The organism is Moraxella bovoculi (genome assembly GCF_000988745.2).
In the GTDB taxonomy this organism is placed as follows: Bacteria; Pseudomonadota; Gammaproteobacteria; order Pseudomonadales; family Moraxellaceae; genus Moraxella; species Moraxella bovoculi.
In genome coordinates, this window is sequence record NZ_CP011381.2 from 1,741,956 (window position 1) to 1,763,410 (window position 21,455).

Below are 21,455 nucleotides of genomic sequence, written 5' to 3' on the forward strand. Positions count from 1 at the left end.
ATTCTACATACCAAGCATCGGCTTTAAAAACCGCCCTGTATGAGACCGCTCGTCCATCGCCACCTGTTCTGGCGTACCAACAGCGACAATCTCACCCCCACCCGAGCCACCTTCATAACCCAAATCAACAATGTGGTCGGCGGTCTTGATAACATCTAGGTTATGCTCAATGACCACCACCGTGTTGCCTTTATCACGCAGAGCATGCAAAATGTCAAGCAGTTTGGCAATGTCTTCAAAATGCAAGCCTGTGGTCGGCTCATCTAGGATATAAAGGGTTTGCCCTGTGTCTCGTTTGGCAAGCTCTTTGGCGAGCTTAACTCGCTGTGCTTCACCCCCTGACAATGTCGTGGCGGATTGCCCAAGCTGAATGTAGCCCAAGCCCACCTGCATCAGGGCTTCTAATTTGCGATGAATGGCAGGGATAGCCTCAAAAAACGCCAACGCATCTTCTACCGTCATGGCAAGCACGTCCGAGATGGATTTGCCCTTGTAGTGGACTTCTAGGGTCTCGCGGTTGTAGCGACTGCCATGACAGACATCGCACGGCACATACATATCGGGCAAAAAGTGCATTTCCACCTTTATCATGCCGTCCCCTTGACAGGCTTCACAGCGACCGCCCTTGACGTTAAAGCTGAACCGCCCTGGCTTATAGCCCCTTGCCCGAGCTTCAGGGGTTTGGGTAAACAGGTCTCTGATGAGCGTAAACACGCCCGTATAAGTGGCAGGGTTGGAGCGTGGCGTGCGACCGATTGGACTTTGGTCTATGTCCACCATTTTATCAAGGTGTTCAAGCCCTGTGATTTTGTCATAAGGCTCAGGCATGAGCGTGGTTGCGTTATTTAGGTGCGTGGCGGCCAGTGGCATGAGCGTGCGGTTGATGAGCGTGGATTTGCCAGAGCCTGATACGCCTGTGATACAGGTCATGACACCGATTGGGATGTGTAGGTTGACATTTTTTAGATTATTGCCTTTCGCGCCGTCTAGGCGGATATATAGGGGTTTGGTAATGGTTTTTTTGCCTTTTTTAATCTCGCCTGTCTTGGCACTGTGTCGGATTTTGGGAATCTCAATGCGTTTTTTGCCGGATAAATATTGCCCTGTTAATGAATCATCATTTTTGGCAATCTCGTCTGCCGTCCCTGTGGCAATCACACGTCCCCCATGCACGCCTGCCCCCACGCCAATATCAATAATATGGTCAGCGGTGCGAATGGCGTCTTCGTCATGCTCCACGACAATGACGGTATTGCCTAGGTCTCGTAGGTGCGTCAGCGTGGATAATAGACGGTCATTGTCTCGTTGGTGTAAGCCAATGGACGGTTCGTCAAGCACATACATAACCCCCATAAGCCCTGCCCCGATTTGGCTGGCTAGCCTGATACGCTGGGCTTCTCCGCCCGATAACGTCTCGGCAGAGCGGGCGAGGGTCAGGTATTCTAGCCCTACTTTGGTCAAAAAGCCCAAACGTTCACGGATTTCTTTAAAAATCTTATCCGCCACTTCGCCTTTGTGTCCACCGATGTGCAGGTTTTCATAATATTCCCACGCTTGCCCTATCGGCAGGGCAATGATGTCACCCACGCCCCGTCCGTCCACTTTGACGTTACGGGCGATGTCATTTAGGCGAACACCATGGCACACGTTACAAGTCGTATCGGACAAATATTGAGCAAGTTCATCTCGTACGATGTTACTTGTGGTGCTGTGATAACGGCGTTCTAGGTATGGTAAAATCCCTTCAAATGGCACGGTTTTAACTGTTTTACGCCCACGCTCATCGGTAAAATTAAAGGTCAGTTTTTCTTTGCCCGAACCGTTTAAAATGATAGTTTGCTCTTTTTTGGTTAAGTCTTGCCACGGCTTATCCATGTCAATGCCAAAATGCGTGCAAACGGTTGTCAATAGCCCAAAATAATACGCATGGCGTTTGTCCCAACCGTGTATCGCCCCTTGATTTAAGGATTTGGCAGGTTCGGTAACGATACGTTCGGCAGAGAAATACTGGCGTTTGCCAAGCCCATCGCAGGACGGACACGCCCCAGCGGGATTGTTAAAGCTAAACAGGCGTGGCTCTAACTCACTCACCGCCCTATCACAGGTAGGGCAAGAGTGCTTGGCGGACAGCACCGTCTCGCTCTCATCGTCCATGTTGTGCAAAATGGCAATGTCCGAGCCTAGCCGTAACGTGGTCTCCAAACTCTCCGCCACTCGGTTGCCCAAATCACCTCGCACCTTAAATCTATCCACCACCACATCTATGGTGTGTTTGTGCGTTTTGGCAAGGGTTGGCAACTCGTCCATGTCATAGACTACCCCGTCAATGCGAACTTTGGTAAAGCCCTGTGCCTGTAAGCTCTCCAATAGGGCAATATGCTCGCCCTTACGCTCACGCACGACAGGGGCAAGGAGCATGAGACGAGTGCCGTCAGGTTTGGCAAGAATGTCGTCCACCATTTCGCTCACGGTTTGGGCGACCATGGGCAAGCCGTGTTCAGGACAATGGGGCGTGCCGACACGAGCAAATAACAAACGCAAATAATCATACACTTCGGTAATCGTGCCGACGGTGGAGCGGGGGTTGTGGTTGGTTGATTTTTGTTCAATGGCAATGGCAGGGGATAAGCCTTCAATGCTATCCACGTCAGGCTTTTCCATTTGACTTAGAAACTGGCGAGCATAAGCGGACAAGCTCTCCACATAACGTCTTTGCCCTTCGGCGTAGAGCGTATCAAAAGCCAGCGATGATTTGCCCGAACCCGACAAACCTGTAATCACGACTAACTTGTCTCGTGGAATGTCCACATTGATGTCTTTTAGGTTGTGGGTTTTTGCCCCTTTAATGCTGATGTATTCGTGTGCCATGATGTGCCTTTGTTATTGTCAAAAAATATTAAATTCTTAATTATATGGGGTTAAAAAACCTTAATTTAAAGCGAATTTTAAGTATAATATCCATAAATTTTTTGACTTAAACACATGACCACAGCTCCCACCATTCGCGCCTTTCTTGGCGGCTCATTCGACCCTGTACATCTGTCACACCTACAGATGGCGACACACGTGCATCAGGCGCTTAGCCAATTCATCCAAAATGATCCACGTGGTCGATTTGCTAAGATTGATGTCAGTCTACTGCCCACGGCAGGCAACCCCTTTAAGGACAAACCCACAGCAGATACTCATCGCCTCGAGATGCTACACCTTGCTACCCAAGGCACGCCCATTGACATCGACACGCACGAGCTGGCTCAAACACCGCCCGTCTATACCATCGATACCGTCCGTCATCTGCGTCAAATTTACCCCAATGATTGGCTGATTTTTATCATGGGACAAGACAGCCTGCACGCCCTACCTACTTGGAAAGACGGCGATGAGATTTTGAATTTTGTGAATATTTGGGCGTTCATGCGCGGTGATTTTAAGCCCGTTGGTGATTTATCCGCTCAAGCATTAGAAAATTTGACGGATGATTTGGGTGAATTTTTGACCCAAAACGGCAGAATCTATCAAGACAGCACGCCCATCACCACCATGTCATCATCCATGGTTCGTAAGATGCTTGCAGATCACAACCCAGAAGCAAGGCAATCTTTGACAAAAAGGGTGCTGGATTATATTGACAAACACGCCATTTATGCCTAAATTATGCTATAATAATCAGTTATCCAACACGAAAGTCGATCAAACACATGACCAACAAACAAAACACCCAAAACCTAAGCCTAGATGAGCAAGTTAAACTTGCCACCGAAGCTCTAGACGACCTAAAAGCCAAAGAAATCACTGTAATGACGGTTGAGCATTTGACCGAAGTTGCCGAGCGCATCGTCATCGCTAACGCCACCTCAAAACGCCACGTTAAGGCACTTGCTGACAAGCTCGGCGCCGCTGCCAAAGAAGCAGGCCTGATGCCGCTGGGCCGTGAAGGTGATAAAGACAGCGACTGGACATTGGTGGACCTAGGCGCGGTTGTGGTGCACATCATGACCCCGCAGGCTCGCGAATTCTATGACCTAGAAGGTCTTTGGTCATCACCAGAAGCCCTGCAAGCTCTGGCTGTCCAAAAAGCGTAATTCACACACCCTAAACCGCCCTAACTCAATAGGGCGGTTTTTCTATTTGCCAAAAATATTTTATAATAAGTGATTTGAAATTTGGAAAATGACACGCATGGATTTGGACGACCTTATCAGCTTTGACCGCGCCCATCTTTGGCACCCTTATGCCAGTTTGCCTCCCACTTATGCCAACTATCTTATCAGTCATGCCGATGGTGTACGCCTATATATGGCAGATGGCACGGCACTCATTGATGGTATGTCGTCATGGTGGGCAAGCATTCACGGCTATAATCACCCCACCCTAAATCAGGCGGTGATGGCACAAATTGGCAAAATGAGTCATGTGATGTTTGGTGGGCTCACCCACGCACCTGCCATTGGGCTTGGCGAGCGACTTTTGGGCATCACCCCCAAAAACTTGACCAAAATATTCTATGCCGATAGCGGTAGTGTGGCGGTGGAAGTCGCCCTAAAAATGGCACTGCAATACCAACTGGCACGGGGTCTGCCCCACAAAAACACCTTTGCCAGTACACACTCGGGCTATCATGGCGACACATGGCATGCCATGAGCGTATGCGACCCTGTGAACAGTATGCACGCCATGTACGGTAAACAGCTCCCCACGCAGTATTTTTTGCCGTCTCCGCCTTTGGGTTTTGATACGCCACTAAATGATGAGACACGGCTTGACATGGATAGGTTTTTTGGGCGGTATCATGACAGATTGGCAGGGTTTATCATCGAGCCGATCGTACAGGGGGCAGGTGGTATGCGGTTTTATTCGCCTGAGTATCTTTCGCACCTGCACGCCCTTTGTCAGTATTATGACGTGCTACTGATTTGTGATGAGATAGCCACAGGCTTTGGGCGAAGTGGGGCGATGTTTGCGGTCAATCACGCAGGCATCTGCCCCGACATCATGACCCTTGGTAAGGCATTGACGGGCGGTTATATGAGCTTTGGGGCAACCATGACCACCGATAAAGTGGCAAATACCATTCATGGCAGCCCCTACCCTGCTCTCATGCATGGTCCTACATTCATGGGCAATCCCTTGGCGTGTGCGGTGGCGTGTAAGAGCATTGATATGGTACTGGCCATGGATAGCCCAACTGTCGCTCGTGGTATGCAGGACAAGCTCTTTGCCCACCTGTTGCCATTAACCACATGGCAACAAGTGGCGGACGTACGAGTGCTTGGGGCGATAGGCGTGATTGAGATGAAAGAGCCGATAACCATGCTGACTTTTCAGGCACTGTTGCCAAAATACGGCATTTGGGTGCGACCCTTTGGCAAACTTGTGTATCTAATGCCTGCGTATGTGATGAGTGATGAGGATTTGGCGTTATTGTGCGGTAAATTGATTGAGCTTTTAAAAGAATATTTTTACGGAGACACGCCATGACCACCCTCTTCATCACAGGCATCGACACTGACATCGGCAAAACTTATGTCACAGGGGTTTTGGCTCGCCACCTGCTTGATTATGGTAAATCAGTCATCACCCAAAAGCTGATACAAACAGGCGTGACAGGCAACATCGCTAATGACATCATCACGCATCGCACGCTGATGGGGATAGACTTATATGAAGTGGACAAAGATGGTACGACCTGCCCTATTACACTTACCAAGCCTGCCAGTCCGCACTTATCGGCTCGCCTAGAAAATCGCACCATCGATGTTTGCCAAATTGACCACGCCACCCGTCTTTTGGAGCGTCAATTTGATACCGTGCTGTTAGAGGGGGCAGGTGGGGTGCTTGTGCCATTGACAAACCATCTTTTGACATTAGATTACATCAGAACGCATGACTATCCTGTGATTGTGGTTACATCGGCTCGCTTAGGTAGCATCAATCACACCCTACTGACCTTAGAGGCGATACACGCTCGGGGGCTTAGACTCTTTGCGGTGGTGTTTAATCATCACTTTGATGCTGATGGCGACATCAGTGCCGACACGCTAAACTTTTTGCAAAACCATGTGACAGAAAATTACCCCGCCGCCTTGTTTTTACGACTTGATGGCGGGCAAATCATAGCATTTGATGAAGTGGCGGATAGGTTTTAGACAACCTTATAATACCACGCATATCGCACCCCAAAACCAATCTCCATAAGGCTTGCCAAAATCCGCCCCGTCAGCCCCCACACCACCTCAGGCACACCGTCATTATCGCAGTCATAGACCCACGCAGGGGTGTGGAGTTTGGCAGTTTTGTTGGGTAGCATTCTTTGAAATGCCCAATCCATAGGGACGGTTTGTAGAACTTCAAAGGGTAGCCAAAACAGCCGAGCTATCTCGTCCTCGCTGGGGACGAGCTTATCCACCACCTCCGCCCCCACGCAGGCGACCACAGGACGAACCAGTAAGCCCTTTTTGGAAATCTGCATCGGCAAATACCCCAAAATCTGAGCGTCCGCTCCAACAAGCCCCACCTCCTCGCACGCCTCACGCAAGGCAACTTCTGCCGAGCTTTTGTCCATGTCATCTCGTTTACCACCGACTAAGGACACCTCCCCTGCATGGCTATTTAGACGAGCCGACCGCCTTGTAAGAAGAAGGCGTGGGCGTGGCTCATCGGTGATGACAATCAGCACACACGCCTGTGGGGGTGGGTTGTCATTTAATAATTTTTGATAATGCTTTATCGCACCCTCACGCACCAGCCCCGTCAAAAGCTCGTTGTTATCTGTATAAGGCAAAATATCCACGCCCCGATAGCCCGCTAGGGCTTGGGCGAGCGTATAAAAGCGGTGCGTGATTGGTAAATCTACCGTTTGTTTATCTATAAATACGCTGTCTTTATCATTCATAAAATCATTTGTCATTTTACTTATTTTCATTTAAACTGACCCTATTTATCCTATCATATCATCATGTCCTTTTGCTTACAATGCGGCCGCCCCGCCGCCCACGCCATCCCCGAAGGCGACACTCGTCCACGCCTGGTCTGCACGTCCTGCGGTTATATTCATTACGAGAATCCCAAGATGATCTGTGGGGTACTTGCCCTTCATCAAGATAAAATCCTGCTGTGTCGCCGAGCCATTGAGCCACGTTATGGACTGTGGACGCTCCCTGCTGGCTTTATGGAAAATGGCGAGACGATGGCGGACGGGGCAAAGCGAGAAACGGTGGAAGAAGCCGAAGGCGTGGCGGAGAATCTGAAACTATACGCCCTATTTGACCTACCAAACTTAGGGCAGATTCACGCCATGTATCTTGCCAATTTACAAGACGGTAAATTTGGCGTTGGTAGTGAAAGCTTAGAATGCGGACTATTTTCCCCTGATGAAATAGACATGGAAAATTTGGCGTTTGAGACGGTCAAGCAGACCATTGAACATTATTTGGCAGATAAAGCAGCATTGGAAAAATTAGGCAAAGACAGTGATGACTTTAGCAATTATCCCCTGCATGAGATCTGTATTGAAACCCACCTTGTAAAATAAATAAAAACCACAGAATCACTCCTGTGGTTTTTATTTTTAGACGATGCCTCTTGATTTTAATAAGGCCGTGATATCAGGCTTTCTGCCCATGAATTTTTCAAATAGTGCCATCGGCTCATCCGACCCACCTTGGGACAAGATGGCATCCACGAAATCCTGCCCTGTCTTGCGGTTGAACAACCCTTCTCTTTCAAATCGGGTAAAGCCATCACTGGCAAGCACCTCAGACCATAGGTAGCTATAATAGCCCGCCGAATAACCACCTGAGAAAATATGATTAAAGCTATGCCCCGTACGAATCCACTCAGGGTCATTCATCACAGAGATATTCTGACGAATGTCCTCGCGAATTCTTGCAATCGCGCCGTGATCGCCCGCCTGATATTCAGAATGCAACCTAAAATCAAACAAGCCAAATTCAAGCTGACGAACGATATTGGTCGCTGATTGATAATTCTTGGCCTCAAGCATCTTATCAATGATGTCTCTTGGCAGCGATTCGCCCGTTTGGTAATGCTTAGAAATAAGCGCAAGCGTATCTACATCCCACGTCCAATTCTCAAGCATCTGACTGGGAAATTCCACCGCATCCCACGCCACGCCATTAATGCCTGACACCGCCTGCACATCAACCTTAGTCAGCATATGATGCAACCCATGCCCAAATTCATGGAACAATGTCTCCACTTCGCGATGCAACAGTAGCGCCGGCTTATCATCGCTGGCACCGCCAAAATTACATACAAGCATCGAGACTGGCAGTTGAATCTCGCCATCGCTCGTCTTATAGCGACCAATCACGCTGCTGTGCCAAGCGCCACTTCTCTTATTCTCACGCGCAAATAAATCCAAATAAAAAGACGCGACATGTTTACCACCCTTGAATAATTCAAAGAATCTTACACCCTCATGGATGACAGGCACACTTGTCTTTTCACGCACACGCACACCAAACAGACGCTCGGTCAGCTCAAACATGCCCGACAGCACCTGATCAACAGGGAAATACACTCTTAATGCCTCCCTGTCAATGCTGTAGCGTTCTTGTTTTAACTTCTCAGACAGATAAGCAAAATCCCAAGGCATCAGCGTATCAGATTCTGCCAACAGTCCATTTTGTTTGGCGTATGCCTCTAATTCTTTGACCTCTGCTTTGGATTTGTCATGTGTTTTTGCCAATAAATCATTTAAGAACTCTAACACTTGTGCTGGGTTTTCTGCCATTTTTTTGGCAAGCGAATATTCGGCGTGTGAATTAAATCCTAAAAGCTTGGCGCGCTCTAGTCTTAGTTCTGCCAGCTCATTCATGATGGGTGTATTGTCCCACTTGCCGGCATTAGGTCCTTGATCGGATGCGCGAGTGCGATACGCCTCGAACATTTGTCGTCTTAATGCTCGATCATCAGCGTAGGTGACGATGGCGGCATAGCTTGGATAGTTGAGTCCGAAACGATAACCCGCGACACCCTTCGACTCGGCTGCCTTCTTAGCACTTGCCAAGGCAATGTCACTAAGGCCTGCCAGTCTTGATTCATCATCAATGACAATCTCAAAACCCATCTCGGCATCCAGCACATTATTACCAAAATGCGTGCTAAGCTCGGAGAGTCTGGCGGAGACTTTAGCATAACGCTCAGCAGCCTCACCTTCTAACGTCACGCCCGACAACTTAAAATCAAGCAATGCATTATCAATCGCCTTTTTTTGAGCCTTGGAATAAGAGGCGTACTCTTTACCCTGTTTTAGCTTATTAAAGGCATCATAAAGCGGTCGATACATCCCAAACCACGTATCAAACTCCGTCAAACTTTGCTGAGCTTCATTGAATACAGCACGCAGCGCGTCGGAACTTTTTAGCGAATGCAGCTGGCTGACCGCTGACCATGCACGCTCAAGCTTATTCTGCGCGTCTTCTAGCGGCGCATAGAAATTCTGCCAAGTGATGACGTCTTGCGCTGTTAATGTCTTAACGGCATTGGTGTTATATTCAATCAGATAGGTGATGGCAGGCTTGATGTGTTCAGGCGTGATCCTTGGGAAATCGGGCAAATTATGAAAGTCCAGCAAAGGATTGCCCTGTAATGACTCGCTTAGCACAAGTGGTACAGAATTAGCCATACCAAACTTAGGCAAACTCATGGTAAGTGCAGTCCCCAATCCAAACTGCAAAAAACGACGGCGCTCCATATACTCTCCTTATAAACTCTAATCAGTGAATGTATCTAGTTAGCTTATACAAAATTCGCCATCAAGTCAAGCCATTAATAAAAACACCGCCCATCATAGGCGGTGCAGTATACTACAAGTTATTATATGCCGCGGCAGTTAGCATAATAAGTTACGCTGGCTGGCCAATCCGAAAAGATGCCCTTGACCCCAACCTCTCTATACAGCACATCGATCAATCGATACATGTCACCATCGTTATTTATGATGTCTTGGATGCCTGTATAGTACCAGCCACCGCCAGATGATAGCGGATATGAGCGCTCAACCGTCCACGTCACAAGTCCAAAACCGTTCGCTTTGGCTTGTCTTGCAAATTCGCTCATCCGTAATTCACCGCCTTTATTGGTCACCAGCATCCACGTGGCAGGCGCAAGGTTTTGAATGCCTTTTTGTTTCAATTGTGCCAAATCATATTTCCAAGTAACAGGATTCTGCGGATCAAAATTCTTGCCATCTTTGGCACTATTGGCATCCTCCATCAAAAACACCGCCGTCTTTGCATAATCAGGATAATGCTTAATCCAATAAGTCAAATCATCAATATTAAATGACTGCACGATGCTGTCATTCGCCTGATAGCCTGCTTTGTTTAATGCCTTAATCAGATCCGCCCGATAATCATCATAAGTATAACCTTGATGCGGAATCACGGTTGGCTGCTTAAGTTCTGGCGTGACTTTTACGCCCATTTTCTTATAAAGTAACAATGCTTCATCTAGACTCATCAGCGTGGCATTTTGAGAATATAGATCTGTACGGAAAGCAGGCGTTGCATTTACGTACTCATCTACAGTGCGTGCCTTAGGATTGGCGGCATCCTGTTTACCTTTTAAGGTCTTAAATTCTGCCAATGTGATGTCGGAAGTTAGGCATTTGGCAGAAGCTTCCTTGATGAGCTTACCTGATGCGTCAAACTGGGCAGGCGTGAAATTCTGGGTGCATTTATTAGCAAGCGGAGTTTGCAAGATGTTCGTCGTGGTATGCAAATCAGCATCAGAATGACGACAGACCAGCTGGTGATCCTTGGTAAAGGCAACATCGCATTCTTGTATGCCTGCGCCTTGTCTGTTAGCGGCGATGTAGCTTTCGGCAGTATGTTCAGAGAACTGTAATGGAGCACCACGATGCGCGATTGAAAATTCTGTGCGTTTTGGCGTTTGGGCTTGGCAGCTTTTTAATTCTTGCTTTAATTTACCCTCATCCATGTCATCCAATAGATAAAAAGGCCTAGCACCATAGCTAATGACAGGCTTGGCAAGTTCATCGCCAGCACCTTGAATTGGTGTGGATTTCGGCATCGATTGACACGCCATCATCAGCGGCAAAATGGCAAAAACACCCATACAAGAAAGCTTTTTAGAAAGCTGTTTTGAAGATTTCATAAATGACTCCATAAAAGACGTAAAGACATCTTAATAGATATTTATGACAATTTAATAACAACACTTAAAACCACAAACCCCCCACCATCTCTGGCAGGGGGTTTTGACTTTGGTAAGTCGTTTGGTTTGTTTGCTGTTAAGATAATCTTATTAGATTAGTTCTTAACGTTAGCAACAACACCAGCACCTACGGTACGGCCACCTTCACGGATTGCGAAGCGTAGACCCTTGTCCATGGCGATTGGGTGGATAAGCTCAACGCTCATCTCAACGTTGTCACCAGGCATAACCATTTCAGTACCTTCTTGTAGAGTGATGGCACCAGTTACGTCAGTAGTACGGAAGTAGAACTGTGGACGATAGCCGTTTAGGAATGGCGTGTGACGACCACCTTCTTCTTTTGACAGTACGTATACTTCTGCGTCGAAGTTAGTGTGTGGAGTGATTGAACCTGGCTTAGCAAGTACTTGGCCACGTTGAACTTCTTCACGCTTAGTACCACGTAGTAGAACACCACAGTTCTCACCAGCACGACCTTCGTCTAGAAGCTTACGGAACATCTCAACACCAGTACAGGTAGTCTTGGCAGTGTCTTTGATACCAACGATTTCAACTTCGTCACCAACTTTGATGATACCAGACTCAACACGGCCAGTTACAACAGTACCACGACCAGAGATTGAGAATACGTCTTCGATTGGCATTAGGAATGGACGATCGATGTCACGCTCTGGCTCAGGGATGTAGCTGTCTAGAGTGCTTAATAGCTCTAGGATAGCTGGCTCGCCATATTGACCTTGGTCGCCATTTAGACCTAGTAGTGCAGAACCTTTGATGATAGGAGTGTCATCACCAGGGAAGTCGTAGTCAGATAGAAGTTCACGCACTTCCATTTCTACTAGCTCTAGTAGTTCTTCGTCGTCTACTAGGTCGCACTTGTTCATGAATACCATGATGTAAGGTACGCCAACCTGACGAGATAGAAGGATGTGCTCACGAGTTTGTGGCATTGGGCCGTCAGTAGCTGCTACAACTAGGATAGCACCGTCCATCTGTGCCGCACCAGTAATCATGTTTTTAACATAGTCGGCGTGACCTGGGCAGTCTACATGCGCGTAGTGACGTGCTTCAGTGTCATACTCGATGTGAGAAGTGTTAATGGTAATACCACGTGCTTTTTCTTCTGGTGCTGAGTCGATTGCAGCGTAGTCCTTTGCTTCACCACCGTGGTGCTTAGCAGCAACAGTTGCGATAGCAGCAGTTAGGGTAGTTTTACCGTGGTCAACGTGACCGATGGTACCAACGTTTACGTGTGGTTTGTTACGTTCGAACTTGGCTTTGGCCATGATACTAATCCTTTTAGAATGATCTTAATCTGATCGATATAAGACAATTTAAAAATAAAATTTAAATCTGCTACATTGATTGCAAGACATTCAAATAATGCTTGCAATCAAGTATTGTTAGATTAACAGATGAGTAAATTACTCGTCGTCGTCTTTAGCAGTGAACTTCTTGATGATCTCATCAGCAACGTTCTTCGGAGTCTCTTGGTATTTTGCGAATTCCATAGAGTAAGTCGCACGACCTTGAGACATAGAACGCATTTGGGTAGCATAACCGAACATCTCAGCAAGCGGTACTTCAGCGCGGATGGCTTTGGTGCCGCCAGGTAGATCGTCCATACCTTGAACCATACCACGACGACGGTTCAAGTCGCCCATGATGTCGCCCATGTAGTCTTCTGGAGTCTCAACTTCTACCTTCATGATAGGCTCAAGCAATGCTGGAGAGGCTTGCATGAAGCCTTTCTTGAATGCCATAGAACCTGCCATTTTGAAAGATAGTTCGTCAGAGTCAACGTCATGGTATGAACCATCATATAGAGTTGCTTTAACGTTAACTACTGGGTAGCCTGCTAGAACGCCGTTTTTCATACGCTCTTGGATACCTTTGTCTACTGCACCGTGGTATTCTTTAGGTACAACACCGCCCACGATTTCTTCAGCAAATTCGTATTCCACTTCACCTTCTGGATCAAGCGGCTCAAGACGTAGCCAAACGTGACCGAACTTACCACGACCACCAGTTTGACGAACGAATTTACCTTCAACTTCAACAGTTTGACGGATCGTTTCACGGTATGCAACTTGAGGAGCACCGATGTTCGCTTCAACGTTAAATTCACGCTTCATGCGGTCAACGATAATGTCAAGGTGTAGCTCACCCATACCAGAGATGATGGTCTGACCTGATTCTTCATCGGTGCGTACACGGAATGAAGGGTCTTCTTTAGCAAGACGACCTAGGGCGATAGACATCTTCTCTTGGTCAGCTTTGGTTTTTGGCTCAACCGCTAGGCTGATAACTGGATCTGGGAATTCCATGCGCTCAAGGGTGATAACATTGTCATTATCACACAGTGTATCACCAGTAGTTACGTCTTTTAGACCTACGAATGCTACGATGTCACCAGCACGGGCTTCGCTCACTTCTTCTTGTGAGTTAGCGTGCATCTCAACGATACGACCGATGCGCTCACGCTTCATCTTAACAGGGTTATATACGCTGTCACCTTGCTGAGCAACACCAGAATAGATACGTACATAAGTCAAGTTACCAACGTACTTATCGTTTTGGATTTTGAATGCCAAACCAGCAAATGGTTCATCATCAGAAGACTCACGAGTACCTTCGGTTTCGTCTTTGTCATCTAGGATACCACGGATGGCTTCAACGTCATTTGGCGCAGGTAGGAATTCGATCACCGCGTCAAGCATACGCTGTACGCCTTTGTTTTTAAAGGCAGTACCACATAGCATTGGTTGGATTTCACATGCTAGTGTACGAGTACGAAGACCAGCTACGATGTCTTCGCGAGACAGATCGCCTTCTTCTAGGTACTTGTCCATCAGCTCTTCTGAACTTTCAGCTGCTGCTTCAACCATATTGTTGCGCCATTCTTTAGCAACATCAACCAGGTCAGCAGGAATTTCGCCGTATTCAAACTTCATGCCTTGAGATTCTACATCCCAGATGATAGATTTCATCTCAAGCAGGTCAACAACACCTTCAAAGTTATCTTCAGCACCGATCGGCACAACTACAGGTACAGGGTTACCACCTAGACGAGTTTTTACTTGCTCAACTACGCGGAAGAAGTTCGCACCAGTACGGTCCATTTTGTTGACGAACGCAAGACGTGGCACTTTATATTTGTTAGCTTGACGCCATACAGTTTCTGACTGAGGCTGCACACCGCCAACCGCACAGTAAACCATACACGCACCGTCTAGTACACGCATAGAACGTTCAACTTCGATGGTGAAGTCAACGTGGCCGGGGGTGTCAATTAGATTAATGCGATGCTCTGGGAATTGATCAGACATACCTGACCAAAAGCAAGTGGTTGCTGCTGATGCGATGGTAATACCACGCTCTTGCTCTTGCTCCATCCAGTCCATGGTGGCAGCGCCTTCGTGCACTTCACCTAGTTTGTGGTTCTTACCTGTGTAGAACAAAATACGCTCAGATGTGGTGGTTTTACCAGCATCGATGTGCGCAGAGATACCGATGTTACGATATCTGTTTAGGGGGGTTTTACGTGCCATAATTTTTCCTAGAAAAATTCTGATTAATTGGGTGTCTGATGGATAATTTTAATCAATATTCATGACCAAAACATGACAATCAGACTTATATGGGCTGACTTGGATGATAAGACATCATCCAACCCAATGCACCTGTTATTAAGAAATGCTTGACAGCACTTCTTAAATTAGAAGCGGAAGTGCGAGAACGCTTTGTTCGCATCAGCCATACGGTGAACGTCATCACGTTTCTTGATGGCAGCGCCTTTACCTTCTGCTGCATCGTTTAGCTCACCAGCTAGACGTAGAGCCATTGATTTTTCAGAGCGCTTAGCAGCGGCGTCAGCCAACCAACGCATGGCTAGGGCAGTACGACGGGAGGGACGTACTTCCATAGGTACTTGGTAGGTAGCACCACCAACACGGCGAGCTTTAACTTCCACCGTTGGGCGAACGCTTTCTAGCACTTCTTCAAAGAATGCAACTGGATCTTCAACGTTGCGCTTAGCAGCAACAGTCTCTAGTGCGCCGTAAACGATTTTTTCAGCGACTGATTTTTTACCATCAACCATTACGTGGTTGATGAATTTTGCGATGGTTTGGCTGCCGAATTTAGGATCTGGTAGGATTTCACGGGCAGCGACGACACGACGTCTTGGCATAATAGTTTCCTTATATCTTCAGGATAATCTGGTATAAAAGCTAGCTTAACCAGCCTTACTGCGTATGTGGGTTTGACACACCAAGCCCTAAAATACGCAAATGATGTCTTTAGGCTTATGCCTTAGGACGCTTAGCACCGTACTTAGAACGGCCTTGTTTACGATCTTTCACGCCTGCACAGTCAAGTGCGCCACGCACGGTGTGATAACGAACACCTGGAAGGTCTTTTACACGACCACCACGGATCAATACAACACTGTGCTCTTGAAGATTGTGACCTTCACCGCCGATGTAGCTAGATACTTCGTAGCCAGAAGTTAGACGTACACGGCACACTTTACGCATGGCTGAGTTAGGTTTTTTTGGAGTCGTAGTATATACACGAGTACAAACGCCGCGACGTTGTGGGCAAGCTTGTAGTGCAGGTACTTTCGACTTTTCAGTAATGGTCTTACGACCTTTACGGATAAGTTGGTTTGTAGTTGCCATTGGCAATTTCTCCCGTTATTAACAATATGGCTATTTTTTTATGCAATAGCCGACTATCCCCTTTTGGGGGCACTATATTATATAGTCAAAGTCAAAAAAATTCAAGCACAAGCAAAAAAAATAACTTAGCTCATGCTTGAATATCATCAGTGATAACCAGCTTATGACAGCTGATAACACAATTTACTCATTTTTATCAGCGGGTTTTTCATTGGCGTCTATTTCTTGTGAGTGCTGATTTTCGGTCAATAATTGCGGACGTTCTGGGCGAAAAGTAGCCATCGCTGTACCCAGCACCTCTTCGATCAGCTCGCGGTTATAATACGCGCCAACACCTACCGAAGTGACCGGCAGCAGCTTACCAAACCAGCCTAATTTTAAGTTATCGATATTGACATATTTTGAAAGGTCATCAAACTGTTTGTTGAACAATTCACCGGCACTGTATTTTAGGCCGACATTCTGCAGCTCTTGATTTAAGCTTGAACGCTCTGCATTGGCAAATACGGTATTACCTAAGGCGAGTGCTGTTAGGATGATTTGCTTTTCTTGAAGTCTGGTCAAGTTAGCGCCTGACAGCACGCCATAGGCGATTTTAATGCCTTCTTTACCGGTTAATGGCTTATCATAGATCAGCGCCAACTGATACACCGCCTTTAATGACACCATCAAAAGCCATCCAGCATCTGCGATCAGACCCTTAATACCTGCAAGACCCGCCAAACCACCCATCACCGCCAAGGCACGGTTCTGATTGGCGACATCGCGCGCAAAATCATCGCGCTCCATATCGGTCAGACTGGATAAATTGGCAAAACGAGAATCTCTGGCCAGATCTTTTTCTGCCCAATTATTCGCCCAGCTAGCTGCTTTATTAAAAATAAAATCGGTCATACTGTCACTATTAAAGCTCGGAGCGACTTTACCCACCAAAGATTGGGCAGTGGTGAATTTTGGACCAAATAACTGAGCGCTCATGCTCGATGTCTGCTTACGAAAAGCGTCTTGTTCATATTCTTTGGCGTTAAGATCGACCGCATGATAAGGCTCGCTAGTCGATTTTGAGCCATTCATCGCACTTAAGAATGCGCCAAGTTTGCCAAGTGAGCCGGCCAGACCACCTTTGGCATCGCCATCAGTCCCTTGCGCTTCAACTGTCTCTTTGATTTCTTGAATGTTTTGGGTTAACTTTTCTTTGGCATCAGTCGCACGCTCTTTGGCATCTTCAATAAGATTGCCTAGCTCGTCTTGGGCTTTTTGCTTAGTGCTTTCGACCTTGTCCCTGACGTCTTCGATAATCTCTTTGGCAGCATTTTGTAAATCATCTAGACCACCCTGCTCGCCCTTGCCAATGTTAGCAGCTTTAGACACCATTTCATCCAGTGCGTTATCAACTGTTTGTTTGATAGACGTGGATTCGTCCTGATTGGTCTCATCTTGGCTGTCTTGAACATTGCCTTTAGGCTCTTGGGCATCACGAGAATCCTTGACCACCAACACGTCTTGTACAGATTTGTTATCAATATCTACTTGCGCCACGACTTCGACGCCATCTGTGGCATCTAGTGAGTCAGCCAGATTGTCTAGGTTATCTAAATTGTCGTTGTGGGATTCTTTATTTGACATCATAATCTCCTTGGATGCTATTTCTTGGATGCTATTTTTTGAATAAATTTTACACAATGTATATCTTTAATACTATCATAAAGACCGCACCCTTGCCAAATAAAAACTTAGCGAAAATGTTATCCTGCGCACCAAATATTACTGGCAAATTAAGGAAATGAAAACTTTGGCAATTTATACAGGCAATGGCGCATGCTGCAAATTCTCCACTTCAAAAATTTCCATTTTTATCAAATAATTTGTTACAATAACCAAAATACAACTGTAAACTTTTTATATCTCACAAGGAACATTCCATGAAAAGAGTCGTCATCACAGGCATGGGCATTGTCTCAAATATCGGCAATGACCTAGCCGCCGTTACCGATAGCCTAAAAAACGGTAAATCAGGCATTGTCTTTAACCAAAGCTATGCCGATAATGGCTTTAAATCATGCGTGTCAGGCTCTATTGACCAGAGCACGCTTGATACGTCTGCCATTGACCGCAAATTAAAACGCTTTATGTCGGATGCTAGCCTATACGCCTATTTGTCCGCCTTGTCTGCCATAGATAACGCAGGTCTCACCCTTAGTGATGTGGCGGATAACGTGCGTGTGTCGGTTGTGGCAGGCTCAGGCGGAGCAAGCACGGCAGACGTGGTAGGCTCAGTGGATAACATGAAAGCCAAGGGACTGCGTGGCGTGGGAGCCATGGCAGTACCAAAAATCATGAGTAGTACGGTGTCCGCCACGCTTGCCACAGGGTTAAAGATTAAGGGCATTAGCTATTCGTTGTCGTCCGCTTGTGCCACGTCTAGCCACTGTATCGGTCATGCCATGGAGCTTATCCAGCTTGGCAAGGCGGACATGGTCATCGCAGGGGGCGGTGAGAGTGAGCATTGGACACAGTCGTGTATGTTTGATGCCATGGGGGCGATGAGTACGAGCTACAACGACACCCCCACAACTGCAAGTCGCCCTTATGATAGCACCCGAGACGGATTTGTCATCGCAGGTGGTGGCGGTATGGTGGTTGTGGAGAGCTTAGAGCACGCACAGGCTCGTGGAGCGACAATCCTGGCGGAAATCGTGGGCTATGGGGCAACATCAGACGGAGCGGAAATGGTCGCCCCAAGCGGAGAAGGGGCAACTCGCTGTATGCAAATCGCCCTATCGCAGGCAGGGCTTGACACAGTGGATTATGTCAATTCGCACGGCACATCAACACCGCTTGGCGACATCACGGAACTACACGCCATTGCAGACGTGTTTGGCGGTGCGGACAAAACTCCACCCATTAGCTCCACCAAATCCATGACAGGGCATAGCCTAGGAGCAGTGGGCGTGCAAGAGCTGATTTATTGCGTGCTGATGATGAATAACGACTTTATCGCCCCGAGTATTAATATCACCGACATGGACGAAAAAGCCAAGCCTTTTGACATCGTTGAGACCACACGCCAAACCGAGATTAACACCGTCATGAGCAATAGTTTTGGTTTTGGTGGGACAAACTCGGCGTTGGTGGTAAGAAAGTTTAAGGGTTAAAAATCAAAAGGCTATGGAAAATTACCATAGCCTTTTTTATTTTTTTATTTATGGATTAATAAATCCTGCAACTAAATGTGGATTTTACAATCTGGCATGAGTTTTTTCAGTTCTGCCATGACTTCATCATTATCATCCAGTTCATAAGCCAATGAAGTATTCCTCAAACTCAACTCGTCCATTTCTGGGTGTGCTTTGGCAAATTCCAACAACAATTCCAAATCTTCCTCTGGCATATCTTCACCAAGATTGGTATAAGATAGACTTAAACTAGTTAGGTTTTTAAGCTTAATGAGACTTTCAGGAAAATAACACAGATTGCCGTTGTCATAAAAACTTAGGCTATGTAAAGATGAAATTACAGACAAATCTTCAAATTCATACTGGAAAGATGAGTCGCAAAATTCAGATGCTTCCGTTGCTGTAATATCTAATTTGAATATATCCCCAGCAAGAACCCACCCAGCAAGCCAGCTGCTCATCAGGTCTCTATCATTGATAAATTCGCATTCCTCTTCAGCATCTTCATCTATATATAGGCACTCCTCATATAAATAAGGCATGTCAAAATCTAAACAATCCATTTGGTAGTCATGAAAAAGCAAGGCAAATTTCATGGAGCTATTCAGATTAACCCACCAGTCCCAGCCTTTGTCAGAGACCCCAAGAGCCTCTTCGATGCTATTTAAAGAAAATTTTGCTAAAGCGTCTTGAAGGTCTTTAAAACCTGCTTTTTTAACCTCCGAATTTAGGCGTTCTTGCAAATCATTATCAAGCTCGCCTTCATACTCATGCAGCGTTTCACCAAGAGCAAATGGCATGCCAAGTTCATACCAACGACGGTATTTGTAATAATCATCTACATCATCATCAGTTGACTGGGGCACCTCCTCCGACTCTACCGGCTTCTTAGACCCTATTTGATAGTCATTATTAATAAAATTAATTATTCTATGGCCAAAGTATCGAGTATCCCAACGATCTTCATAAGCGAAACCCAAAACGTTTGAAAACTTACGCAAAGCATCAAGAGTGCTTACAGGGCGAATTTCAATAGTGCCACTTTCCAACTGTTCAATGTAGTATTTAATGTCACGAATGGTGATGGTGGCTAAATTTTTTGATGAATTTGAATTTTCCCGACTGTTGTCATTAATAAGATCAATCAACTTACGACCCAAAGTTCGAGTACCCCAACCATCTTCATAAGTAAAACCCAAAACGTTTGAAAACTTACGCAAAGCATCACGGTTGCTTACGGGACGGATTTTAATAGCACCGCTCTCGAACTGTTCAATGTAGTATTTGATGTCGTGAATGGTAATTGTTGCTGATTTTTTTACCTGTTTAGTCATGGTTAAACTCCAATACATTAAATAAAAATAAAATAGACGAATCCATCTGAAAAAGATGGGCTAGAAACCTTCTTTTCTTTTAGCTACTCTCCCTTAAGTCAAAAATAATCATCTTTTGTTTAACGGAACAAAAAATAAGCCAGCGCGGCAAGCACAAGCAAGGCCAAAAGCCAAACCCAGACCGGCAGACCCTTTTTGGGCTGCTCTTGGTACTGGTAGTCAATTTTAAAACCGGTTGGGGCTTTTACCGTCTTGTCCACCCGACCAAAAATCTGATACTGTACCATGTGTTTTTGAAAAATCGCCAAACTATTAGCGGTCCACATTTTATTAAAAGCAAGTTTTTGACCATTTTTTAAGGTGAGCCATTCACCCTCTTTGGTAAATGCTGCTCCGTCCTCTACAAACCAAGTATTGCCACTAGCAATGCCTGCCTCGATTTCTTCAATAGTAAAAAATAACTGACCTACACCCGCATCTGGACAGACTGCCTGTTTGGAAAATCCATTTTTTAGCTGGTCTATAGTCACACTGGGAAACATAGCCAAATAAGCATTCATCATGCCCAGCGCTGTGCGATTTTGGCTTTTGCCATGAACATCGGCTCGGGTAATTTTTGCCATATACATTCCTTGATTTAGTCACAGAGACGGCTTTAGCACTTACACAAACCCATCTAAGTGCTAAAAGGTAATGCCATATAATTTATTTTGCAAATAAATATTTAATATATCCTAAATTAGGATATACCATAATGGGATTATCCTAATTTAGGATAATAATGTCAAGTCTTTTACAAGGACTTAACATGAAGACCATTTACAACCCTAGTTACCAAAGTCTAATCGAGTATCTAATTGAACTTAGAAAACAACAGGGTTTAACTCAAGCCAATCTGGCGCAAAAATTGGACAAACCTCAATCTTACGTCGCTAAAATTGAAGGTTGTGAACGTAAATTAGACGTTTTAGAATTCGTAGAAATTTGTCAAGCCTTGCAAGTAAAGGCTAGCCAAGTTTTGGCTAGTATCGAGCGATAAGTAGTAGCAAATCCTATTAACA

Annotated in this window: 18 protein-coding genes; 7 read left to right on the forward strand and 11 right to left on the reverse strand. The window is 46.1% G+C overall.

Annotation, left to right across the window (positions count from 1 at the left end):
- Positions 1-3: 3 nt before the first annotated feature.
- Positions 4-2,868 carry an excinuclease ABC subunit UvrA gene (gene uvrA, locus AAX10_RS08095; protein ID WP_046700337.1) on the reverse strand — a complete coding sequence of 955 codons (2,865 nt, stop codon included), beginning with the start codon at positions 2,866-2,868 and terminating at the stop codon, positions 4-6.
- 114 nt (positions 2,869-2,982) lie between these two features.
- Here uvrA and nadD point away from each other — a divergent pair, with 114 nt between their 5' ends.
- The 4 genes from nadD (at position 2,983) to bioD (ending at position 6,146) form a co-directional block, all read left to right on the forward strand.
- Entirely contained in the window at positions 2,983-3,651 is a 669-nt protein-coding gene (gene nadD, locus AAX10_RS08100; RefSeq protein ID WP_046700338.1) for a nicotinate (nicotinamide) nucleotide adenylyltransferase, read from the forward strand.
- A gap of 47 nt (positions 3,652-3,698) precedes the next feature.
- On the forward strand, positions 3,699-4,082 hold the full coding sequence (gene rsfS / locus AAX10_RS08105; RefSeq protein WP_046700339.1) for a ribosome silencing factor: 384 nt from the start codon (positions 3,699-3,701) through the stop codon (positions 4,080-4,082).
- Positions 4,083-4,170: 88 nt separating this feature from the next.
- The gene (gene bioA, locus AAX10_RS08110; RefSeq protein WP_046700340.1) at positions 4,171-5,478 is read left to right on the forward strand and encodes an adenosylmethionine--8-amino-7-oxononanoate transaminase; all 1,308 of its coding nucleotides are present in this window, start codon (positions 4,171-4,173) and stop codon (positions 5,476-5,478) included.
- On the forward strand, positions 5,475-6,146 hold the full coding sequence (gene bioD, locus AAX10_RS08115) for a dethiobiotin synthase (protein ID WP_036364090.1): 672 nt from the start codon (positions 5,475-5,477) through the stop codon (positions 6,144-6,146). The genes bioA and bioD overlap by 4 nt, the downstream gene beginning before the upstream one ends.
- Here the strand turns inward: bioD and AAX10_RS08120 are convergent.
- Positions 6,143-6,907: an NUDIX hydrolase gene (locus tag AAX10_RS08120; RefSeq protein ID WP_080947119.1), complete on the reverse strand. Its 765-nt coding sequence runs from the start codon at positions 6,905-6,907 to the stop codon at positions 6,143-6,145. The genes bioD and AAX10_RS08120 overlap by 4 nt on opposite strands.
- 48 nt (positions 6,908-6,955) lie before the next feature.
- Between AAX10_RS08120 and AAX10_RS08125 the strand changes: the two genes are divergently transcribed.
- The gene (locus tag AAX10_RS08125) at positions 6,956-7,531 is read left to right on the forward strand and encodes an NUDIX hydrolase (protein WP_046700341.1); all 576 of its coding nucleotides are present in this window, start codon (positions 6,956-6,958) and stop codon (positions 7,529-7,531) included.
- A 36-nt stretch (positions 7,532-7,567) separates the two neighbouring features.
- Here the strand turns inward: AAX10_RS08125 and AAX10_RS08130 are convergent, their stop codons facing one another.
- The 7 genes from AAX10_RS08130 to AAX10_RS08160 form a co-directional block, all read right to left on the reverse strand.
- Complete coding sequence (locus tag AAX10_RS08130; protein ID WP_080947120.1) at positions 7,568-9,718, reverse strand: M3 family metallopeptidase; 2,151 nt, start codon at positions 9,716-9,718, stop codon at positions 7,568-7,570.
- Positions 9,719-9,840: 122 nt separating this feature from the next.
- Positions 9,841-11,142 (reverse strand): glycerophosphodiester phosphodiesterase family protein, encoded by a 1,302-nt coding sequence (locus AAX10_RS08135; protein WP_226997761.1) that lies wholly within the window; start codon positions 11,140-11,142, stop codon positions 9,841-9,843.
- Positions 11,143-11,297: 155 nt separating this feature from the next.
- Complete coding sequence (tuf, locus tag AAX10_RS08140) at positions 11,298-12,488, reverse strand: elongation factor Tu (protein ID WP_036363988.1); 1,191 nt, start codon at positions 12,486-12,488, stop codon at positions 11,298-11,300.
- Between the two features lie 138 nt (positions 12,489-12,626).
- Complete coding sequence (gene fusA / locus AAX10_RS08145; protein WP_036364068.1) at positions 12,627-14,753, reverse strand: elongation factor G; 2,127 nt, start codon at positions 14,751-14,753, stop codon at positions 12,627-12,629.
- A gap of 167 nt (positions 14,754-14,920) precedes the next feature.
- Positions 14,921-15,394, reverse strand: coding sequence for a 30S ribosomal protein S7 (gene rpsG / locus AAX10_RS08150; RefSeq protein WP_036364066.1), 474 nt, complete (start codon positions 15,392-15,394; stop codon positions 14,921-14,923).
- Positions 15,395-15,509: 115 nt separating this feature from the next.
- Positions 15,510-15,884: a 30S ribosomal protein S12 gene (gene rpsL, locus AAX10_RS08155; RefSeq protein WP_029102685.1), complete on the reverse strand. Its 375-nt coding sequence runs from the start codon at positions 15,882-15,884 to the stop codon at positions 15,510-15,512.
- Between the two features lie 183 nt (positions 15,885-16,067).
- Positions 16,068-17,510: an EcsC family protein gene (locus AAX10_RS08160; protein ID WP_158580352.1), complete on the reverse strand. Its 1,443-nt coding sequence runs from the start codon at positions 17,508-17,510 to the stop codon at positions 16,068-16,070.
- A 296-nt stretch (positions 17,511-17,806) separates the two neighbouring features.
- On the opposite strand from AAX10_RS08160, the gene AAX10_RS08165 reads away from it, so the two are divergent.
- A complete protein-coding gene (locus AAX10_RS08165) occupies positions 17,807-19,039 on the forward strand; it encodes a beta-ketoacyl synthase N-terminal-like domain-containing protein (RefSeq protein WP_046700342.1) in 1,233 nt (410 codons plus the stop codon).
- A 71-nt stretch (positions 19,040-19,110) separates the two neighbouring features.
- Here AAX10_RS08165 and AAX10_RS08170 read toward each other — a convergent pair whose 3' ends face one another.
- Positions 19,111-20,394, reverse strand: coding sequence for a hypothetical protein (locus AAX10_RS08170; RefSeq protein ID WP_046700343.1), 1,284 nt, complete (start codon positions 20,392-20,394; stop codon positions 19,111-19,113).
- Between the two features lie 119 nt (positions 20,395-20,513).
- Positions 20,514-21,017, reverse strand: a complete 504-nt coding sequence (locus AAX10_RS08175) for a hypothetical protein (RefSeq protein WP_046698615.1) — start codon at positions 21,015-21,017, stop codon at positions 20,514-20,516.
- 185 nt (positions 21,018-21,202) lie between these two features.
- Here AAX10_RS08175 and AAX10_RS08180 point away from each other — a divergent pair, with 185 nt between their 5' ends.
- On the forward strand, positions 21,203-21,433 hold the full coding sequence (locus AAX10_RS08180) for a helix-turn-helix domain-containing protein (protein WP_046699016.1): 231 nt from the start codon (positions 21,203-21,205) through the stop codon (positions 21,431-21,433).
- Positions 21,434-21,455 lie beyond the last annotated feature (22 nt).

Bases quoted from the DNA above. Each gene is read 5' to 3' on its own strand.
- fusA (WP_036364068.1), bottom strand. From the start codon at position 14,753: ATGGCACGTAAAACCCCCCTAAACAGATATCGTAACATCGGTATCTCT.
- AAX10_RS08175 (WP_046698615.1), bottom strand. From the start codon at position 21,017: ATGGCAAAAATTACCCGAGCCGATGTTCATGGCAAAAGCCAAAATCGC.
- AAX10_RS08160 (WP_158580352.1), bottom strand. From the start codon at position 17,510: ATGTCAAATAAAGAATCCCACAACGACAATTTAGATAACCTAGACAAT.
- nadD (WP_046700338.1), top strand. From the start codon at position 2,983: ATGACCACAGCTCCCACCATTCGCGCCTTTCTTGGCGGCTCATTCGAC.
- AAX10_RS08130 (WP_080947120.1), bottom strand. From the start codon at position 9,718: ATGGAGCGCCGTCGTTTTTTGCAGTTTGGATTGGGGACTGCACTTACC.
- rpsG (WP_036364066.1), bottom strand. From the start codon at position 15,394: ATGCCAAGACGTCGTGTCGTCGCTGCCCGTGAAATCCTACCAGATCCT.
- AAX10_RS08120 (WP_080947119.1), bottom strand. From the start codon at position 6,907: ATGACAAATGATTTTATGAATGATAAAGACAGCGTATTTATAGATAAA.
- AAX10_RS08165 (WP_046700342.1), top strand. From the start codon at position 17,807: ATGAAAAGAGTCGTCATCACAGGCATGGGCATTGTCTCAAATATCGGC.
- bioA (WP_046700340.1), top strand. From the start codon at position 4,171: ATGACACGCATGGATTTGGACGACCTTATCAGCTTTGACCGCGCCCAT.
- bioD (WP_036364090.1), top strand. From the start codon at position 5,475: ATGACCACCCTCTTCATCACAGGCATCGACACTGACATCGGCAAAACT.
- AAX10_RS08135 (WP_226997761.1), bottom strand. From the start codon at position 11,142: ATGAAATCTTCAAAACAGCTTTCTAAAAAGCTTTCTTGTATGGGTGTT.
- tuf (WP_036363988.1), bottom strand. From the start codon at position 12,488: ATGGCCAAAGCCAAGTTCGAACGTAACAAACCACACGTAAACGTTGGT.
- uvrA (WP_046700337.1), bottom strand. From the start codon at position 2,868: ATGGCACACGAATACATCAGCATTAAAGGGGCAAAAACCCACAACCTA.
- AAX10_RS08180 (WP_046699016.1), top strand. From the start codon at position 21,203: ATGAAGACCATTTACAACCCTAGTTACCAAAGTCTAATCGAGTATCTA.
- rsfS (WP_046700339.1), top strand. From the start codon at position 3,699: ATGACCAACAAACAAAACACCCAAAACCTAAGCCTAGATGAGCAAGTT.
- rpsL (WP_029102685.1), bottom strand. From the start codon at position 15,884: ATGGCAACTACAAACCAACTTATCCGTAAAGGTCGTAAGACCATTACT.
- AAX10_RS08170 (WP_046700343.1), bottom strand. From the start codon at position 20,394: ATGACTAAACAGGTAAAAAAATCAGCAACAATTACCATTCACGACATC.
- AAX10_RS08125 (WP_046700341.1), top strand. From the start codon at position 6,956: ATGTCCTTTTGCTTACAATGCGGCCGCCCCGCCGCCCACGCCATCCCC.